Below are 14841 nucleotides of genomic sequence, written 5' to 3'. Positions count from 1 at the left end.
GTGAACGTCGTCATCGACAACCTGCCGGCTTACCTCGAGGGCTTCGGCCAGACGCTCTCGCTGCTCCTCATCGCGGGGCTCGGAGCGCTCGTGGTCGGCACGATCGTCGCCGCCATGCGCATCTCGCCCGTGCCGGCGCTCTCGAGCGTCGCCGCCGTCTACACCGAGCTGCTGCGCAACACCCCGCTCACGCTCGTGCTGTTCTTCTGCGCGATCATCCTGCCGTACCTCGGCTCGGAGCTGCCCTACTTCTGGTGCGCCATCATCGGCCTCACCGCCTACACCTCGCCCTTCGTGGCGGAGGCCCTGCGCTCGGGCATCAACGGCGTGCCCGTCGGCCAGGCCGAGGCCGCGCGGAGCCTCGGGCTCGGCTTCGGTCAGACGGTGAGCATCGTCATCTTCCCGCAGGCGTTCCGGATGGTCATCCCGCCGCTGATCAACGTGCTGATCGCCCTGACCAAGAACACCTCGGTCGCCGGCGCCTTCTTCGTGGCCGAGCTCTTCGGGGTCGGCCGCACGCTGGCCAACGCCAACGGCAACGCGGTGATCGCCGTGCTGCTCGCGGTGGCCACCTTCTACCTCGTCATCACCATCCCGCTCGGCATCCTCGCCGGCCGGCTCGAGAAGAGATTCGCGGTGCAGCGATGAGCGCCTCCGTCCTGTTCGACGCCCCGGGCCCGCGCGCCAAGCGGCGCTCCCGCATCGCATCGGCGATCGTCATCGTGGTCGTGCTCGCCGGCCTCGCCTGGATCGTCTTCACCCTCGCCCAGCCGCGCGAGTCCGGCGGCATCACGCTGCCGGGCTACTTCGACTGGACGCGCTGGGAGAAGCTCGTCACCGACCCCGAGTTCTGGGGTGCGGTGGGGCGCGGTGTGCTCGGCACGCTGCAGGCGGCGGCCATCGCCGCGGCGGGCGCCCTCGTGATCGGCGTGCTCTTCGCGCTGCTCCGCACCTCACCGCTCGCCGTCGTGCGGGTGCCGACGACGATCGTGCTCGAGTTCTTCCGCGGCATGCCCGTGCTGCTGATGATGCTGTTCATCCTGCTCGTCGGGTCGACCGGGGCGTTCTGGGCGGTCGTCATCGCCCTGGCGATCTACAACGGTGCCCTGATCGGCGAGGCCCTGCGGGCGGGCATCGTCTCGCTGCCGCGCGGCCAGCGCGAGGCCGGGCTGAGCCTCGGCCTCACCCGGCTGCAGACCAAGCTGCAGATCGAGTTCCCGCAGGCGTTCCGCCAGATGCTGCCGATCATCGTTGCCCAGCTCGTCGTGCTGCTGAAAGACACCAGCCTCGGCTACATCGTCGGGTACAACGAGCTGATCCGCACCACGATGAACAACCTGTCGAGCTTCTACGGCAACCGCTACCTCTTCACGCTGTTCCTCATCACCCTCGTGATCTACCTGGCGATCAACCTCACCCTGTCGTGGGTCGCGCGGCGGCTGGCCCGCCGCCGCTCGCCGAAGGCAGCGCCGGTGCTGCTCGACGGCGGGGAGCAGGGCGGTCGCGCCATGCCGGGCCCGCTGGCGGCGGCGAACGGCAACCCCGAGAACGCCGCGACGGAATAGACGCGGCGACGGAACAGATCGGGCGGCGCAACCGCACCGCACCCCGTAAACTTGTGCCTCGTGTCTGAACCCATCGCCATCACCGAGCAGGCGGTGAGCGACGCGGTCGACGCGGCGCTCGCAGCCCTCGCGACCGCCACCGACTCCGCCGAGCTCCGCGCCGTGCGCTCCGCCCACGCGGGGGAGGGCTCGACGCTCGCCACGCTCAACGCGCAGATCAAGTCGCTGCCGGGCGACCAGAAGGCCGCCGCCGGCAAGCTCGTCGGCCAGGCCCGCGCCCGGGTCAACCAGGCCATCGCGTCTCGCGAGACCGAGGTCGTCGCCCTCGAGGAGGCCCAGAAGCTGGCCGCCGAGACGGTCGACGTGACGGCCCTGCCCAGCCGACGCCGCATTGGCGCCCGCCATCCGCTCTCCCTGCTGCAAGACCGCATCGCCGACATCTTCGTCGGCATGGGGTGGGAGGTCGCCGAGGGCCCCGAGGTCGAGAGCGAGTGGTTCAACTTCGACGCCCTGAACTTCGACGCCGACCACCCGGCCCGCGCGATGCAGGACACCTTCTTCATCGACCCGCCCGAGTCGCACCTCGTGCTCCGCACCCACACCAGCCCCGTGCAGGTGCGGAGCCTGCTCGAGCGCCCGCTGCCCGTGTACGTGATCGCGCCCGGCCGCGTCTACCGCACCGACGAGCTCGACGCCACGCACACCCCGGTGTTCAGCCAGGTCGAGGGCATTGCCATCGATAAGGGCCTCACCATGGCGCACCTCCGCGGCACGCTCGAGCACTTCGCCACGCAGATGTTCGGCGAGGGCGCGAAGATCCGCCTGCGCCCCAACTACTTCCCCTTCACCGAGCCGAGCGCCGAGATGGACGTCTGGCAGCCCAATGCCAAGGGCGGCGCGCGCTGGGTGGAGTGGGGCGGCTGCGGCATGGTGAACCCCAACGTGCTCCGCTCGGCGGGCATCGACCCCGACGAGTACTCGGGCTTCGCGTTCGGCATGGGCATCGAGCGCACCCTGCAGTTCCGCAACGACCTCAACGACATGCGCGACATGGTCGAGGGCGACGTGCGCTTCTCCCAGCAGTTCGGAATGGTGGTCTAGTCATGCGGGTTCCTCTCTCCTGGCTCGCCGAGTACGTCGACCTCCCCGTCGGCGCCTCGATCGCCGACGTCCACGCCGCCCTCGTCAAGGTCGGTCTCGAGGAGGAGGGGTCTCACGACTTCGACCTCCAGGGCCCGATCGTCGTGGGGCAGGTGCTCGAGTTCGTGCCCGAGCCGCAGTCCAACGGCAAGACCATCCGCTGGTGCCAGGTGCGCGTCGCCCCCGAGGGGCAGCCGGCCGCCGACGGCGGGGCGGATGTGCGCGGCATCGTCTGTGGCGCCGGCAACTTCTTCGAGGGTGACAAGGTCGTGGTGACGCTCCCGGGCGCCGTGCTGCCCGGCGGCTTCGCCATCGCGGCCCGCAAGACCTACGGCCACGTCTCCGACGGCATGATCGCCTCCGCCCGCGAGCTCGGGCTGGGGGAGGACCACGACGGCATCCTGCGTCTCAGCACCCTGGGCCTCGACCCCGAGGTCGGCACCGACGCGCTCCCGCTGCTCGGGCTCGACGACGAGGCCGTCGAGGTCAACGTCACGCCCGACCGCGGCTACGCCTTCTCCATCCGCGGCATCGCCCGCGAGTTCTCCAACTCCACCGGCGCGGCCTTCCGCGACCCGGTGGCCCGGGTCACCCCGGTCGCCGCGAACGGGTTCCCCGTCGCCATCCACGACGAGGCGCCCATCCGCGGCCGCGTCGGCGCGACGGTGTTCGTCACCCGCGTGGTGCGCGGCGTCGACCCCACCCGGCCGAGCCCCGCCTGGCTGGTGTCGCGACTGAAGCTCGCCGGCATCCGCTCGATCTCGCTCGTGGTCGACATCACCAACTACGTCATGCTCGAGTTCGGGCAGCCGATCCACGGCTACGACCTGGATGCCCTGCAGGGCGGCCTCGTCGTGCGCCGCGCCGCCCCGGGCGAGACCCTCGAGACCCTCGACGGCCAGACCCGCCGGCTCGACCCCGAAGACCTCGTGATCGCCGACGACCGCGGAGCCGTCGGCCTCGCGGGCGTGATGGGCGGAGCCTCGACGGAGATCGGCGACGGCACCACGAACGTGCTCGTCGAGTCGGCCAACTTCGACCCCGTCTCGATCGCCCGTACCGCCCGCCGGCACAAGCTGCCGAGCGAGGCGTCCCGCCGCTTCGAGCGCGGCGTCGACCCGGCCGTGGCGCAGCCCGCCGCCGCCCGCGTGGTCGAGCTGCTCGAGACGCTCGCCGGCGGCACGGCCGACGACGGTCTCGGGTCGGTGCACCACGAGCATCCGGAGCCCGGCTCGATCGTGCTGCCGTTCGGCTACGTGCAGCGCCTCGTCGGTGTCGACTTCACCAGCGACGAGACCGCCCGCTCGCTCGCCGAGATCGGCGCGACCGTCGAGGAGACCTCGGCCGGCTTCGTCGTCACCCCGCCGTCGTGGCGCCCCGACATCACAGACAAGGCCTCGCTCGCCGAGGAGGTCGCGCGCATCGTCGGCTACGACCGCATCCCGTCGATCCTGCCGGTCGCGCCTCCCGGACGCGGCCTCACCGTCACGCAGGTGACCCGTCGCCGAACGGCCGACGTGCTGGCCGCCGGCGGACTCACCGAGGTGCTCGCCTACCCGTTCGTCGGCGCCGCGATGAACCGCGCGTTCGGCAGCCCCCGCGACGAAGAGGTGCCGGCCATCCGCGTCGCGAACCCGCTCGACGCCGAGGCGTCGCTGCTGCGCACCTCCCTCCTGCCCGGGCTGATCGACATCGCGCGCCGCAACCTCTCGCGCGGTCTCACCGACCTCGGGCTGTTCGAGCTCGGCCTCGTCTTCCGGCCCGAGGCGGGTCGCGAGTACGGCCAGGCCGAGCTCCCCGCGGGCGCCCGGTTGCCCGACGCGGGCGAGCTGGCCGAGCTGCACGGCGGCATCCCGCCGCAGCCGCGCCGCATCGGCGTGCTCGTTCTGGGCAACGCCGTCGACAAGCAGCCGGGCCAGCCCGCCGTGCCCGCCGGCATCGCCGACGTTCTCGACGTGGTGCGGCTCGTCGAGTCGGCGCTCGCCGTCGAGCTGCGCGTCGCCGGCGGCTCGCACACCGCGCTGCACCCCGGTCGCACGGCCGAGCTGTTCGTGCGCGGCGCCGACGGCGTCGAGCGGAGCGTCGGCTTCGCCGGCGAGCTGCTGCCGACGCTGACGCAGGAGCTCGACCTGCCGCGCGTGGTCGCGGTGGCCGAGCTCGACCTCGACGCGCTGCTCGCCGCGGCGGGCGAGACCATCGAGGTCGCGCCGATCTCGGGCTACCCGGCCGCCACGCAAGACCTGTCGCTGGTCGTCGACGCGGCGATCCCCGCCGGCGAGGTCGAGCGGGCCGTGGTCGAGGGCGCGGGCGAGCTGCTCGAGAGCATCCGCCTGGTCGACGACTACCGCGGCACGGGTGTTCCGGATGCCGCCAAGTCCCTGACGTTCGCGCTCCGCTTCCGGGCTCCCGATCGCACCCTCACCGCCGCCGAGGCGAGCGAGGCGAAGCTCGGCGGCGCGGCGAAGGCCGGCGAACTGTTCGGCGCCACCGTGCGCGAGTAGCCGCCGCGGCGCGAACGGCGCTCGCGAAAAGGGGGCGCCCGCTACCGGCTAGATTTGATCCATGGTCTATTCAGTTGCGGTCGCGGGTGCCTCCGGGTACGCCGGAGGCGAGGTCCTGAGGCTTCTCAGCGCGCATCCGGAGTTCGAGGTGCGAACCGTGACGGCGCACAAGAACGCCGGCCAGCCGCTGATCGAGGTGCAGCCCCATCTCCGCTCCTACGCCGACCTCGTGCTGCAGGACACCTCGGCCGAGACCCTGAAGGGCCACGACGTGGTCTTCCTCGCGTTGCCGCACGGGCACTCCGGGGCGCTCGCCGCCGAGCTCGGCGACAGTGCGCTCGTGGTCGACTGCGGCGCCGACCACCGCCTCACCGACGAGAACGCCTGGCTCGAGTTCTACCGCTCCGAGTACCACGGCTCCTGGCCCTACGGTCTGCCCGAGCTGGTGCGCCTGAACGGCGGCAAGCAGCGCGAGGCCCTGACCGGGGTGAAACGCATCGCCGTGCCCGGCTGCAACGTCACCGCCGTCAGCCTCGGCCTCGCCCCGGGCCTCCGCGCCGCCGTCATCCAGGCCGCCGACCTCGTCGCCGTGCTCGCGGTCGGGCCCTCGGGCGCCGGCAAGACCCTCCGCACCGACCTCCTGGCGAGCGAGCTGCTCGGCTCGGCCCACGCCTACGGCGTCGGTGGCGTGCACCGGCACGTGCCCGAGATCGTGCAGAACCTCGAGGGTGCCTCGGGCGAGAAGGTCACCGTCTCGTTCACCCCGATGCTCGTGCCCATGTCGCGCGGCATCATCGCCACCTCGACCGCCCGCCTGCAGCCCGGGGTCAGCGCCGCCGACGTGCGCTCGGCCTGGGAGCTCGCCTACGCCGACGAGCCGTTCGTGCACCTGCTGCCCGAGGGCTCGTTCCCCAAGGTGGCCGACGTGCTCGGCTCGAACTCGGCCCTGATCGGCCTGGCCGTCGACGAGGCCGCCGAGCGCGTGGTCACGGTCACCGTGCTCGACAACCTCGTCAAGGGCACCGCGGGCGCCGCCATCCAGTCCACCAACATCGCCCTGGGCCTGCCCGAGACCCTCGGCCTGCCCGTGAACGGAGTCGCCCCGTGAGCGTCACCCACCCCGCCGGCTTCACGGCCTCGGGCGTCGCCGCCGGCCTCAAGTCGACCGGAGCCCGCGACCTCGCGCTGGTCGTCAACCAGGGCCCGCTGCAGCACGCCGCCGCCGTGTTCACCTCGAACCGCGCCAAGGCCAACCCGATCCTCTGGTCGCAGCAGGTCATCGCCGACGGGCGGGTGTCGGCCGTCGTCCTGAACTCCGGAGGCGCCAACTGCTTCACGGGAGCCTTCGGCTTCCAGACCACGCACGCCACGGCCGAGGCGGTCGGCACGGCGCTCGGCGTCTCGCCCGGCGACGTGCTCGTCTGCTCGACCGGCCTGATCGGGGTGGGCGACCAGAGCTTCCGCGACGCCATCCTGCAGAACGTGCCCGCCGCCGCCGACGCGCTCGGCGCCGAGGGCGGCCACGACGCGGCCCTCGCCATCATGACCACCGACTCGCACCCGAAGGAGGCCGTCGTCGAAGGCGACGGCTGGTCCATCGGCGGCATGGCCAAGGGGGCGGGGATGCTCGCGCCCGGCCTCGCGACGATGCTGGTGGTGCTCACCACCGACGCCGTGCTCCCGCCCGCCGCGCTCGACCGGGCGCTCCGGGCGGCCACCCGCGTCACCTTCGACCGCCTCGACTCGGACGGCTGCATGTCGACCAACGACACCGTCGCCCTGCTGGCGAGCGGAGCATCCGTCGTCGAGGTCGACGAGGCCGCCTTCACCGACGCCCTCACCGCCCTCTGCCGCGACCTCGCGCTGCAGCTGCAGGCCGACGCCGAGGGCGCGAGCCACGACATCGCGATCGAGGTCGTCAACGCCGAGAGCGAAGACGACGCCGTGGTGGTCGGCCGGGCCGTCTCCCGCAGCAACCTGCTGAAGGCGGCCATCTTCGGCAACGACCCCAACTGGGGCCGGGTGCTGGCCGCGCTGGGAACGACCGACGCCGCCTTCGACCCCTACGCCATCGACGTCTCGATGAACGGCGTGATGGTCTGCCGCAGCGGCGAGCCGGGTGACGACCGCGAGCTGGTCGACCTCACGCCGCGGGCCTGCACCATCCTGATCGACCTCAAGGCGGGAGACGCCACGGCGACGATCTTCACCAACGACCTCACGCACGACTACGTGCACGAGAACAGCGCGTACGCCAGCTGATGGCCGAGCACATCCAGCGCACCGAGGCCGACGCCGAGCTCGCGCACGTCAAGGCGAACACCCTGATCGAGTCGCTGCCCTGGCTCAAGCGCTTCCACGGCGAGATCGTCGTGATCAAGTTCGGCGGCAACGCCATGGTCGACCCGGCGCTGCAGCGCACCTTCGCCGAGGACATCGTCTACCTCCGCTACGCCGGCCTCAAGCCCGTCGTCGTGCACGGCGGCGGCCCCCAGATCTCGAAGATGCTCGACCGGCTGGGTATCGCCAGCGAGTTCCGCGGCGGCTACCGGGTCACGAGCCCCGAGGCCATGGACGTGGTGCGCATGGTGCTCACCGGTCAGATCAGCCGCGACATCGTCAGCAACATCAACGAGCACGGACCGCTCGCCGCCGCCCTCTCGGGGGAGGACGCCGGGCTCTTCGAGGGCCGCCGGCGCGGGGTCGAGATCGACGGCGAACTCGTCGACCTCGGGCTCGTCGGCGACGTGATCGGCGTGAACCCCGAGGGCGTGCAGGCGCAGCTCGCGGCCGGCCGCATCCCGGTCGTCTCCTCGATCGCACCCGACATCGACTCGCCCGGTCAGGTGCTGAACGTGAACGCCGATGCGGCCGCCGCCGCCCTCGCCGTCGCACTCGGCGCCGCGAAGCTCGTGGTGCTCACCGACGTGCCGGGGCTCTACAGCGACTGGCCGAACCGTGACTCGCTCGTCTCCGAGATCGAGAGCGAGGAGCTCCGCGCCCTGCTGCCCGGCCTCGAATCGGGCATGATCCCCAAGATGGCCGCGTGCCTCGAGGCCGTCGACGGCGGTGTGCCGAAGGCCGCCATCATCGACGGGCGCGAGGCGCACTCGGTGCTGCTCGAGATCTTCACCCCCGGCGGCTTCGGCACCGAGGTCGTGCCGACGCACGAGCCCTGACCCGGGCACCCCGCTCCCACCGAACCGGCCACACGCACTCCTCCATCCGCCCCGACACCGACCCGGAAGGCCCGTCTTGTCCTCCTCCCCGTGGAAGAACCGCTTCGACGAATCGCTCATGCGCACGATGGGCATGCCACTGCGCTTCCTCGTGCGCGGCGAGGGCGCGTGGGTCTGGGACGACGAGGACAACCGCTACCTCGACTTCCTCGCCGGCATCGCGGTGAACTCGCTCGGTCACGCGCATCCGGTGTTCGTCGAGGCGGTCAGCCGCCAGGCGGCCACCCTCGCCCACGTGTCGAACTACTTCTCGACCCCGCCCCAGCTCGAGCTGGCCGAGCGGCTGAAGCGCCTGACCGGCGCGGGCGACGCCGGGCGCGCCTACTTCTGCAACTCGGGCGCCGAGGCGAACGAGGCCGCGTTCAAGCTCGCCCGCCTGAACTCCAGCCCCACCCGCCGCCGCATCGTCGCGCTCGAGAACGCCTTCCACGGCCGCACCATGGGGGCGCTCGCGCTCACCGGCAAGCCCGCGATGCGCGAGCCGTTCGAGCCGGTGCCCGGGGGAGTGGAGCACATCCCGAGCACGATCGAAGCCCTCGAGGCCGCCATCGACGACTCGGTCGCCGCCCTCTTCCTCGAGCCCGTCAAGGGCGAGGCCGGCGTGATCGACCTGCCGGAGGGCTACCTGAAGCGGGCGCGCGAGCTGACCGAGCAGCACGGGGTGCTCCTCGTCGTCGACGAGATCCAGACCGGGGTCGGCCGCACGGGCGCCTGGTTCGCCTACCAGAACGCGGGCATCGTGCCGGATGCGGTGACCATCGCCAAGGGCATGGCCGGCGGTTTCCCGATCGGTTCCCTGGTCACCTTCGGCTGGGCCTCCGACCTCTTCCGGCGCGGTCAGCACGGCAGCACCTTCGGAGGAAACCCGCTGGCGACCGCCACGGCGAACGCCGTGCTCGGCCACATCGAGGACGCGGGTCTCGTCGAGAACGCACTCGTGCGCGGCGAGCAGCTGCGCGCCGCCATCCGCGAGATCGACTCGCCGCTCGTCGAGGAGGTGCGCGGCCAGGGACTCCTGATCGGCGTCGGCCTCCGCGAACCGGTCGCCCCGCAGCTGTCGGATGCGGCGCTCGCCTCCGGCCTCATCATCAACGCCCCGAACGACTCGAGCCTGCGCATCGCGCCGCCGCTGATCATCGGCGACGACGAGGTGCGCGAGTTCGGCGACCGCCTGCGACAGGCGTTCGCCCTCGTCGAGGCGCTCTGAGCCCGTCCCGCTATCCTGAACCTTTCGGCGCATCGCGATCCGCGCCCCGTCCCCACCCCTGAGGCGAGCATGACCAGGCACTTCCTTCGTGACGACGACATCACCCCGGCCGAGCAGGCCCAGATCCTCGACCTCGCCGAGCGCCTGAAGGCCGACCGCTTCCAGGCCCGTCCGCTCGAGGGTCCGCAGACGGTCGCGGTGATCTTCGACAAGTCCTCCACCCGCACCCGCGTCTCGTTCGCCGTCGGCATCGCCGACCTCGGCGGCGTGCCGCTGATCATCTCCACCGCCTCGAGCCAGCTCGGCGGCAAGGAGACCGCGAGTGACACGGCTCGCGTACTGGAGCGGCAGGTCGCGGCCATCGTCTGGCGCACCTACGCCCAGTCGGGCCTGGAGGAGATGGCGGCCGGCACCCGGGTGCCCGTGGTCAACGCGCTCTCCGACGACTTCCACCCGTGCCAGCTGCTGGCCGATTTCCTGACGATCCGCGAGCACCGCGGAACGCTCGCCGGCCTCACGGTGACGTTCCTCGGCGACGGCGCGAGCAACATGGCGCAGTCCTACCTGCTCGCCGGGGCGACGGCCGGGATGCACGTGCGCATCGCCTGCCCCGAGCAGTACGCCCCGCATCCGGAGGTCGTGGCCGACGCCGAGCGTCGCGCCGCCGAGACCGGCGGCTCGGTCGCGGTGCTGACCGACCCGGCGGCGGCCGCGGCGGGCGCCGACGTGATCGTCACCGACACCTGGGTGTCGATGGGCAAGGAGGACGAGAAGGCGGAGCGGGTGGCGACCTTCGGCGGCTACCAGGTCGACACCGCCTTGATGGCGACGGCCCAGCCCGACGCGCTGTTCCTGCACTGCCTGCCCGCCGACCGCGGCTACGAGGTGGCGGCCGACGTCATCGACGGCCCGCAGAGCGTGATCTGGGACGAGGCCGAGAACCGGCTGCACGCGCAGAAGGCGCTGCTGGTGTGGCTGTTCGAGCAGAACGCCGCGATCCCCGCCGCGCCGACCCCCGTTCCGGCAGCCTGAGGAGGGCGACATGACCGACGACGTCTCGAACCGCGCCGCTGAGGCCGGAGCCCTCTGGGGCGGCCGCTTCGCCGGCGGCCCCGCCCCGGAGCTCGCCGAGCTCAGCCGCTCCACCCACTTCGACTGGCAGCTGGCCCAGTACGACATCGAGGGATCCAGGGCCCACGCCCGGGCCCTCGCCCGCGCCGGCTACCTCAGCGCGACCGAGCTGGAGGGCATGCTCGCCGCCCTCGACACCCTGGCCGAGCAGGTGGACAGTGGCGACTTCGCCCCCCTGCCGAGCGACGAGGACGTGCACTCCGCGCTGGAGCGCGGCCTGATCGAGATCGCCGGAGCCGAGCTCGGCGGCAAGCTCCGCGCCGGACGCAGCCGCAACGACCAGATCGCCACGCTCGTCAGGATGCTCCTCCGCGACCACGCCGCCACCATCACCCGCCAGCTCGTCGACCTGATCGACGCCACCGCGGCCCAGGCCGACGCGCACTTCGACGCGATCCTGCCGGGGCGCACCCACCTGCAGCACGCCCAGCCCGTGCTGCTCGCCCATCAGCTGCTCGCGCACTGCTGGCCGCTGGTGCGCGACCTCGAGCGCTTCCGCGACTGGGACCGCCGGGCGAACGCCTCGCCCTACGGCTCCGGCGCCCTGGCCGGCAACACCCTCGGTCTCGACGCCGAACTGGTGGCGCACGACCTCGGTTTCGCGCACGGCGTCGAGAACTCGATCGACGGCACCGCGGCCCGCGACGTCGTGGCCGAGTTCGCCTACATCACGGCCCAGATCGGCATCGACCTCTCCCGCTTCGCGGAGGAGATCATCATCTGGAACACCAAGGAGTTCGGCTTCGTCACGCTCTCCGACTCGTACTCCACGGGCTCGTCGATCATGCCGCAGAAGAAGAACCCCGACATCGCCGAGCTCGCGCGCGGCAAGTCCGGCCGTTTGATCGGAAACCTGACCGGCCTGCTCGCGACGCTCAAGGGCCTCCCGCTCGCGTACAACCGCGACCTCCAGGAGGACAAGGAGCCGGTCTTCGACTCGATCAAGACCCTCGAGGTGCTGCTCCCGGCCTTCACCGGCATGGTCGCGACCCTCACCTTCCACACCGAGCGGATGGCGGAGCTCGCGCCGCAGGGCTTCTCGCTCGCCACCGACGTGGCCGAGTGGCTGGTGAAGCAGCACGTGACCTTCCGCGACGCGCACGAGATCACCGGCACCCTGGTCAAGTTCGCCGAAGACCACGGGCTCGAGCTCGACGAGCTGACGGATGCGCAGTACACCGACATCTCACCCCACCTCACCCCGGCCGTCCGCGAGGTGCTCACCATCGAGGGCTCGGTCGCCAGCCGCGACGGCTCGGGCGGCACCGCCGGAGTCCGCGTGCGGGAGCAGCTCGCCGCCCTCACCGAGCGCGTCCGCGCCCTCGTCACCCGCAGCGGCGAGCTCACCGGAGTCACCGAATGAGCCCCACCGGCCCGACGAAGCCCGAGCGCGACCCCGGCGACCCCGGGTTCTGGCGCCGTCCGCTGTCGAACCGCGTGGTGTGGACGATCATCGCGATCGCCGCGGTGGTCGTCGTGGCCGGACTCGTCGTGAGCCTCGCCCTCGGCGTGCGACTGTTCTAGCCGGGCCGGCCGTGATCGACTTCTCGGCGACAGCGGTCGAGGTCGCACCCTTGCTGCTCGGAGCGGTGATCACCCACGACTCGCCCGAGGGCCGGGTGGCGGTGAGACTCACCGAGGTCGAGGCCTACCTCGGCGACGGCCTCGACCCGGGTTCGCACGCCTTCCGCGGCCGCACCCGCCGCAACGCCTCCATGTACGGCGAGCCCGGACGGCTCTACACGTACTTCACCTACGGCATGCACGTCTGCGCCAACGTGGTCTGCTCGCCGGCGGGGGAGGCCTCGGCCGTGCTGCTGCGGGCGGGCGAGGTGATCGAGGGCCATGAGCTCGCGCGATCGAGGCGCCCCACCTCGCGGTCCGACGTCGACCTCGCGCGCGGCCCGGCGCTGCTGGTGAAGGCGCTCGGCATCGCGCTGAGCGACGACGGGGCCGAGCTCGGCGTCGAGCCGTTCTCGCTCGCCCCGGCTTCGGGGCGCGCATCCGGGATCGCCACCTCGCTGCGCACCGGGGTGAGCGGCGACGGAGGCCGGGCGCCTTTCGCCTGGCGGTTCTACCTCGAGGGCGACCCGACGGTCTCGCCGTACAAGCGCCACCCCAAGCTCGCCGCGGGCTGACGAGGCCCCCGCTGGTAGGCTGGATTCCCGTGTCAGACCTCATCGATCCCGCCGCTCTCGTGCCGAAGAACGACTCCTCGTTCGACGACGTGTGGGACGAGCTGAACTATCGCGGGCTGGTGCACGTGTCGACCGATCCGGCGGCATTGAAGGAGCTGCTCGCCGGGCCGCCGATCACGCTGTACTGCGGATTCGACCCGACGGCGCCGAGCCTGCACCTCGGCAATCTGGTGCAGCTCCTGGTGCTGCGCCGGCTGCAGCTCGCGGGGCACAAGCCGCTCGGGCTGGTGGGCGGATCGACGGGATTGATCGGCGACCCGCGGCCCACGGCCGAACGCACGCTGAACACCAAGGACACCGTGGCCGAATGGGTCGGCTACCTGCAGGGCCAGATCGAGCGCTTCCTTAGCTTCGAGGGTGAGAACGCCGCGCGCATGGTGAACAACCTCGACTGGACGGCGCCGCTGTCGGCGATCGACTTCCTGCGCGACATCGGCAAGTACTTCCGCGTCGGCACGATGCTGAAGAAAGACGCTGTGTCGGCGCGGCTGAACTCCGACGCGGGCATCAGCTACACCGAGTTCAGCTACCAGATCCTGCAGGGCATGGACTTCCTCGAGCTCTACCGCAGCTACGGCTGCGTGCTGCAGACCGGTGGCAGCGACCAGTGGGGCAACCTCACGAGCGGCACCGACCTGATCCATCGCGCCGAGGGGGTGAGCGTGCACGCCATCGGCACCCCGCTCATCACGAACTCCGACGGCACCAAGTTCGGCAAGAGCGAGGGCAACGCCGTCTGGCTCGACCCGGCGCTGACGAGTCCCTACGCGTTCTACCAGTTCTGGCTCAACACCGACGACGCCGACGTGATCGCGCGGCTGAAGATCTTCACGTTCCTGCCGCGCCCCGAGATCGAGCGGCTCGAGCAGGCCGTGGCCGAGGTTCCGTTCAAGCGCGAGGCGCAGCGCACGCTCGCCTACCTGGTGACCGCCTTCGTGCACGGCGTGCCGGCGACCGAATCGGCGATCGCGGCGGCTGCCGCCCTGTTCGGGCAGGGCGACCTGGCCGAGCTGGATGCTCAGACCGTCGCCGCGGCGGTGGCCGAACTCCCGCGGGCCGAGGTGACGGGGGAGACCTCGATCGTCGAGGCCCTCGTGGCGACCGGACTGGTCTCGTCGACGAGCGATGCCCGTCGTGCGATCGGCCAGGGCGGCGTGTACCTGAACAACACCAAGGTCATAAGTGACACCGAGACCATCGGTGACCGTCGGCTTGCCGGCGGTTCCGCAGTGCTGCGCCGGGGCAAGAAGACCCTCGCCGGCCTGTCGATCAGCGGATGACCGGGGCTCGACACGCCCGGGATGCAAAGTGATTTGCGAGCCCTCGAATTGGGCCGTAATGTTCTTACTCGTCACCCCACAGGTGCGGAAAGCGGAAGAGCTTACCGGCCTCAAGCGGGACATCAGATCTTCACTTTCCTGAAGACCGTTCCTTGTGGGGACAGGTACAAAAGATGAAAAGATCACAACCCCAACACACTCCGCTTCAGAACGTCTGATTTGACAGACTGAAAGCTGGTGCTAGGGTAGAGAAGTTGCCTGGAGCGGCGGCCTGAAAGGGTTCGACTCTGGTGCATCCGATCCTTGAGAACTCAACAGCGTGCACAATGTCAAATGCCAAAAACCCCGACAACTTCGGTTGTAGGGATTCCTTTGGAAAACATTTAAACAACAAAGCAAGTCAGTAATGATTTGTTCTGTCAGTTTCAAACTCGTGTGACCAGGGCCTATTCCGGCCGGGTTGCACAAACTAATGTGCCGGTCACTTCGGTGGTCGTGCGATAAAACATTTACGGAGAGTTTGATCCTGGCTCAGGACGAACGCTGGCGGCGTGCTTAACACATGCAAGTCGAACGGTGA

General features: G+C 70.8%; 13 protein-coding genes and 1 rRNA gene. All 14 read left to right on the top strand.

The annotated features are described in order from the left end of the window. On the top strand, positions 1–648 hold the full coding sequence (locus ITJ64_RS00070) for an amino acid ABC transporter permease (RefSeq protein ID WP_194678765.1): 648 nt from the start codon (positions 1–3) through the stop codon (positions 646–648). Further along, a complete protein-coding gene (locus ITJ64_RS00065; RefSeq protein ID WP_194678764.1) occupies positions 645–1565 on the top strand; it encodes an amino acid ABC transporter permease in 921 nt (306 codons plus the stop codon). The genes ITJ64_RS00070 and ITJ64_RS00065 overlap by 4 nt, the downstream gene beginning before the upstream one ends. Before the next feature lie 60 nt (positions 1566–1625). Beyond that, positions 1626–2666, top strand: a complete 1041-nt coding sequence (gene pheS / locus ITJ64_RS00060; protein WP_194678763.1) for a phenylalanine--tRNA ligase subunit alpha — start codon at positions 1626–1628, stop codon at positions 2664–2666. A gap of 2 nt (positions 2667–2668) precedes the next feature. Further along, positions 2669–5206, top strand: coding sequence for a phenylalanine--tRNA ligase subunit beta (gene pheT / locus ITJ64_RS00055; protein WP_194678762.1), 2538 nt, complete (start codon positions 2669–2671; stop codon positions 5204–5206). A 61-nt stretch (positions 5207–5267) separates the two neighbouring features. Continuing rightward, complete coding sequence (gene argC, locus ITJ64_RS00050) at positions 5268–6314, top strand: N-acetyl-gamma-glutamyl-phosphate reductase (protein ID WP_194678761.1); 1047 nt, start codon at positions 5268–5270, stop codon at positions 6312–6314. Continuing rightward, positions 6311–7468: a bifunctional glutamate N-acetyltransferase/amino-acid acetyltransferase ArgJ gene (gene argJ / locus ITJ64_RS00045; protein WP_194678760.1), complete on the top strand. Its 1158-nt coding sequence runs from the start codon at positions 6311–6313 to the stop codon at positions 7466–7468. Before argC ends, argJ begins: the two co-directional genes overlap by 4 nt. After that, positions 7468–8385, top strand: a complete 918-nt coding sequence (gene argB, locus ITJ64_RS00040) for an acetylglutamate kinase (RefSeq protein ID WP_194678759.1) — start codon at positions 7468–7470, stop codon at positions 8383–8385. Before argJ ends, argB begins: the two co-directional genes overlap by 1 nt. Before the next feature lie 76 nt (positions 8386–8461). Further along, positions 8462–9652 carry an acetylornithine transaminase gene (locus tag ITJ64_RS00035; protein WP_228507601.1) on the top strand — a complete coding sequence of 397 codons (1191 nt, stop codon included), beginning with the start codon at positions 8462–8464 and terminating at the stop codon, positions 9650–9652. Between the two features lie 69 nt (positions 9653–9721). Then, positions 9722–10684 (top strand): ornithine carbamoyltransferase, encoded by a 963-nt coding sequence (argF, locus tag ITJ64_RS00030; RefSeq protein WP_194678758.1) that lies wholly within the window; start codon positions 9722–9724, stop codon positions 10682–10684. A gap of 10 nt (positions 10685–10694) precedes the next feature. Next, positions 10695–12146, top strand: coding sequence for an argininosuccinate lyase (gene argH, locus ITJ64_RS00025; protein ID WP_194678757.1), 1452 nt, complete (start codon positions 10695–10697; stop codon positions 12144–12146). Then, on the top strand, positions 12143–12307 hold the full coding sequence (locus ITJ64_RS00020) for a hypothetical protein (RefSeq protein ID WP_194678756.1): 165 nt from the start codon (positions 12143–12145) through the stop codon (positions 12305–12307). Before argH ends, ITJ64_RS00020 begins: the two co-directional genes overlap by 4 nt. Before the next feature lie 11 nt (positions 12308–12318). Beyond that, entirely contained in the window at positions 12319–12921 is a 603-nt protein-coding gene (locus ITJ64_RS00015; RefSeq protein ID WP_194678755.1) for a DNA-3-methyladenine glycosylase, read from the top strand. A gap of 29 nt (positions 12922–12950) precedes the next feature. Then, entirely contained in the window at positions 12951–14261 is a 1311-nt protein-coding gene (gene tyrS, locus ITJ64_RS00010; protein WP_370544970.1) for a tyrosine--tRNA ligase, read from the top strand. Between the two features lie 508 nt (positions 14262–14769). Further along, positions 14770–14841, top strand: a 16S ribosomal RNA gene (locus tag ITJ64_RS00005); the annotation flags it as partial.

This window comes from Herbiconiux sp. VKM Ac-1786, from assembly GCF_015350805.1.
Lineage (GTDB): Bacteria > Actinomycetota > Actinomycetes > Actinomycetales > Microbacteriaceae > Herbiconiux.
Note: the sequence above shows the minus strand (reverse complement) of the source record. Positions and strands in the feature narration are given on the sequence as shown.

Bases quoted from the DNA above. Each gene is read 5' to 3' on its own strand.
- ITJ64_RS00065 (WP_194678764.1), top strand. From the start codon at position 645: ATGAGCGCCTCCGTCCTGTTCGACGCCCCGGGCCCGCGCGCCAAGCGG.
- pheT (WP_194678762.1), top strand. From the start codon at position 2,669: ATGCGGGTTCCTCTCTCCTGGCTCGCCGAGTACGTCGACCTCCCCGTC.
- argC (WP_194678761.1), top strand. From the start codon at position 5,268: ATGGTCTATTCAGTTGCGGTCGCGGGTGCCTCCGGGTACGCCGGAGGC.
- argB (WP_194678759.1), top strand. From the start codon at position 7,468: ATGGCCGAGCACATCCAGCGCACCGAGGCCGACGCCGAGCTCGCGCAC.
- argF (WP_194678758.1), top strand. From the start codon at position 9,722: ATGACCAGGCACTTCCTTCGTGACGACGACATCACCCCGGCCGAGCAG.
- argH (WP_194678757.1), top strand. From the start codon at position 10,695: ATGACCGACGACGTCTCGAACCGCGCCGCTGAGGCCGGAGCCCTCTGG.
- ITJ64_RS00020 (WP_194678756.1), top strand. From the start codon at position 12,143: ATGAGCCCCACCGGCCCGACGAAGCCCGAGCGCGACCCCGGCGACCCC.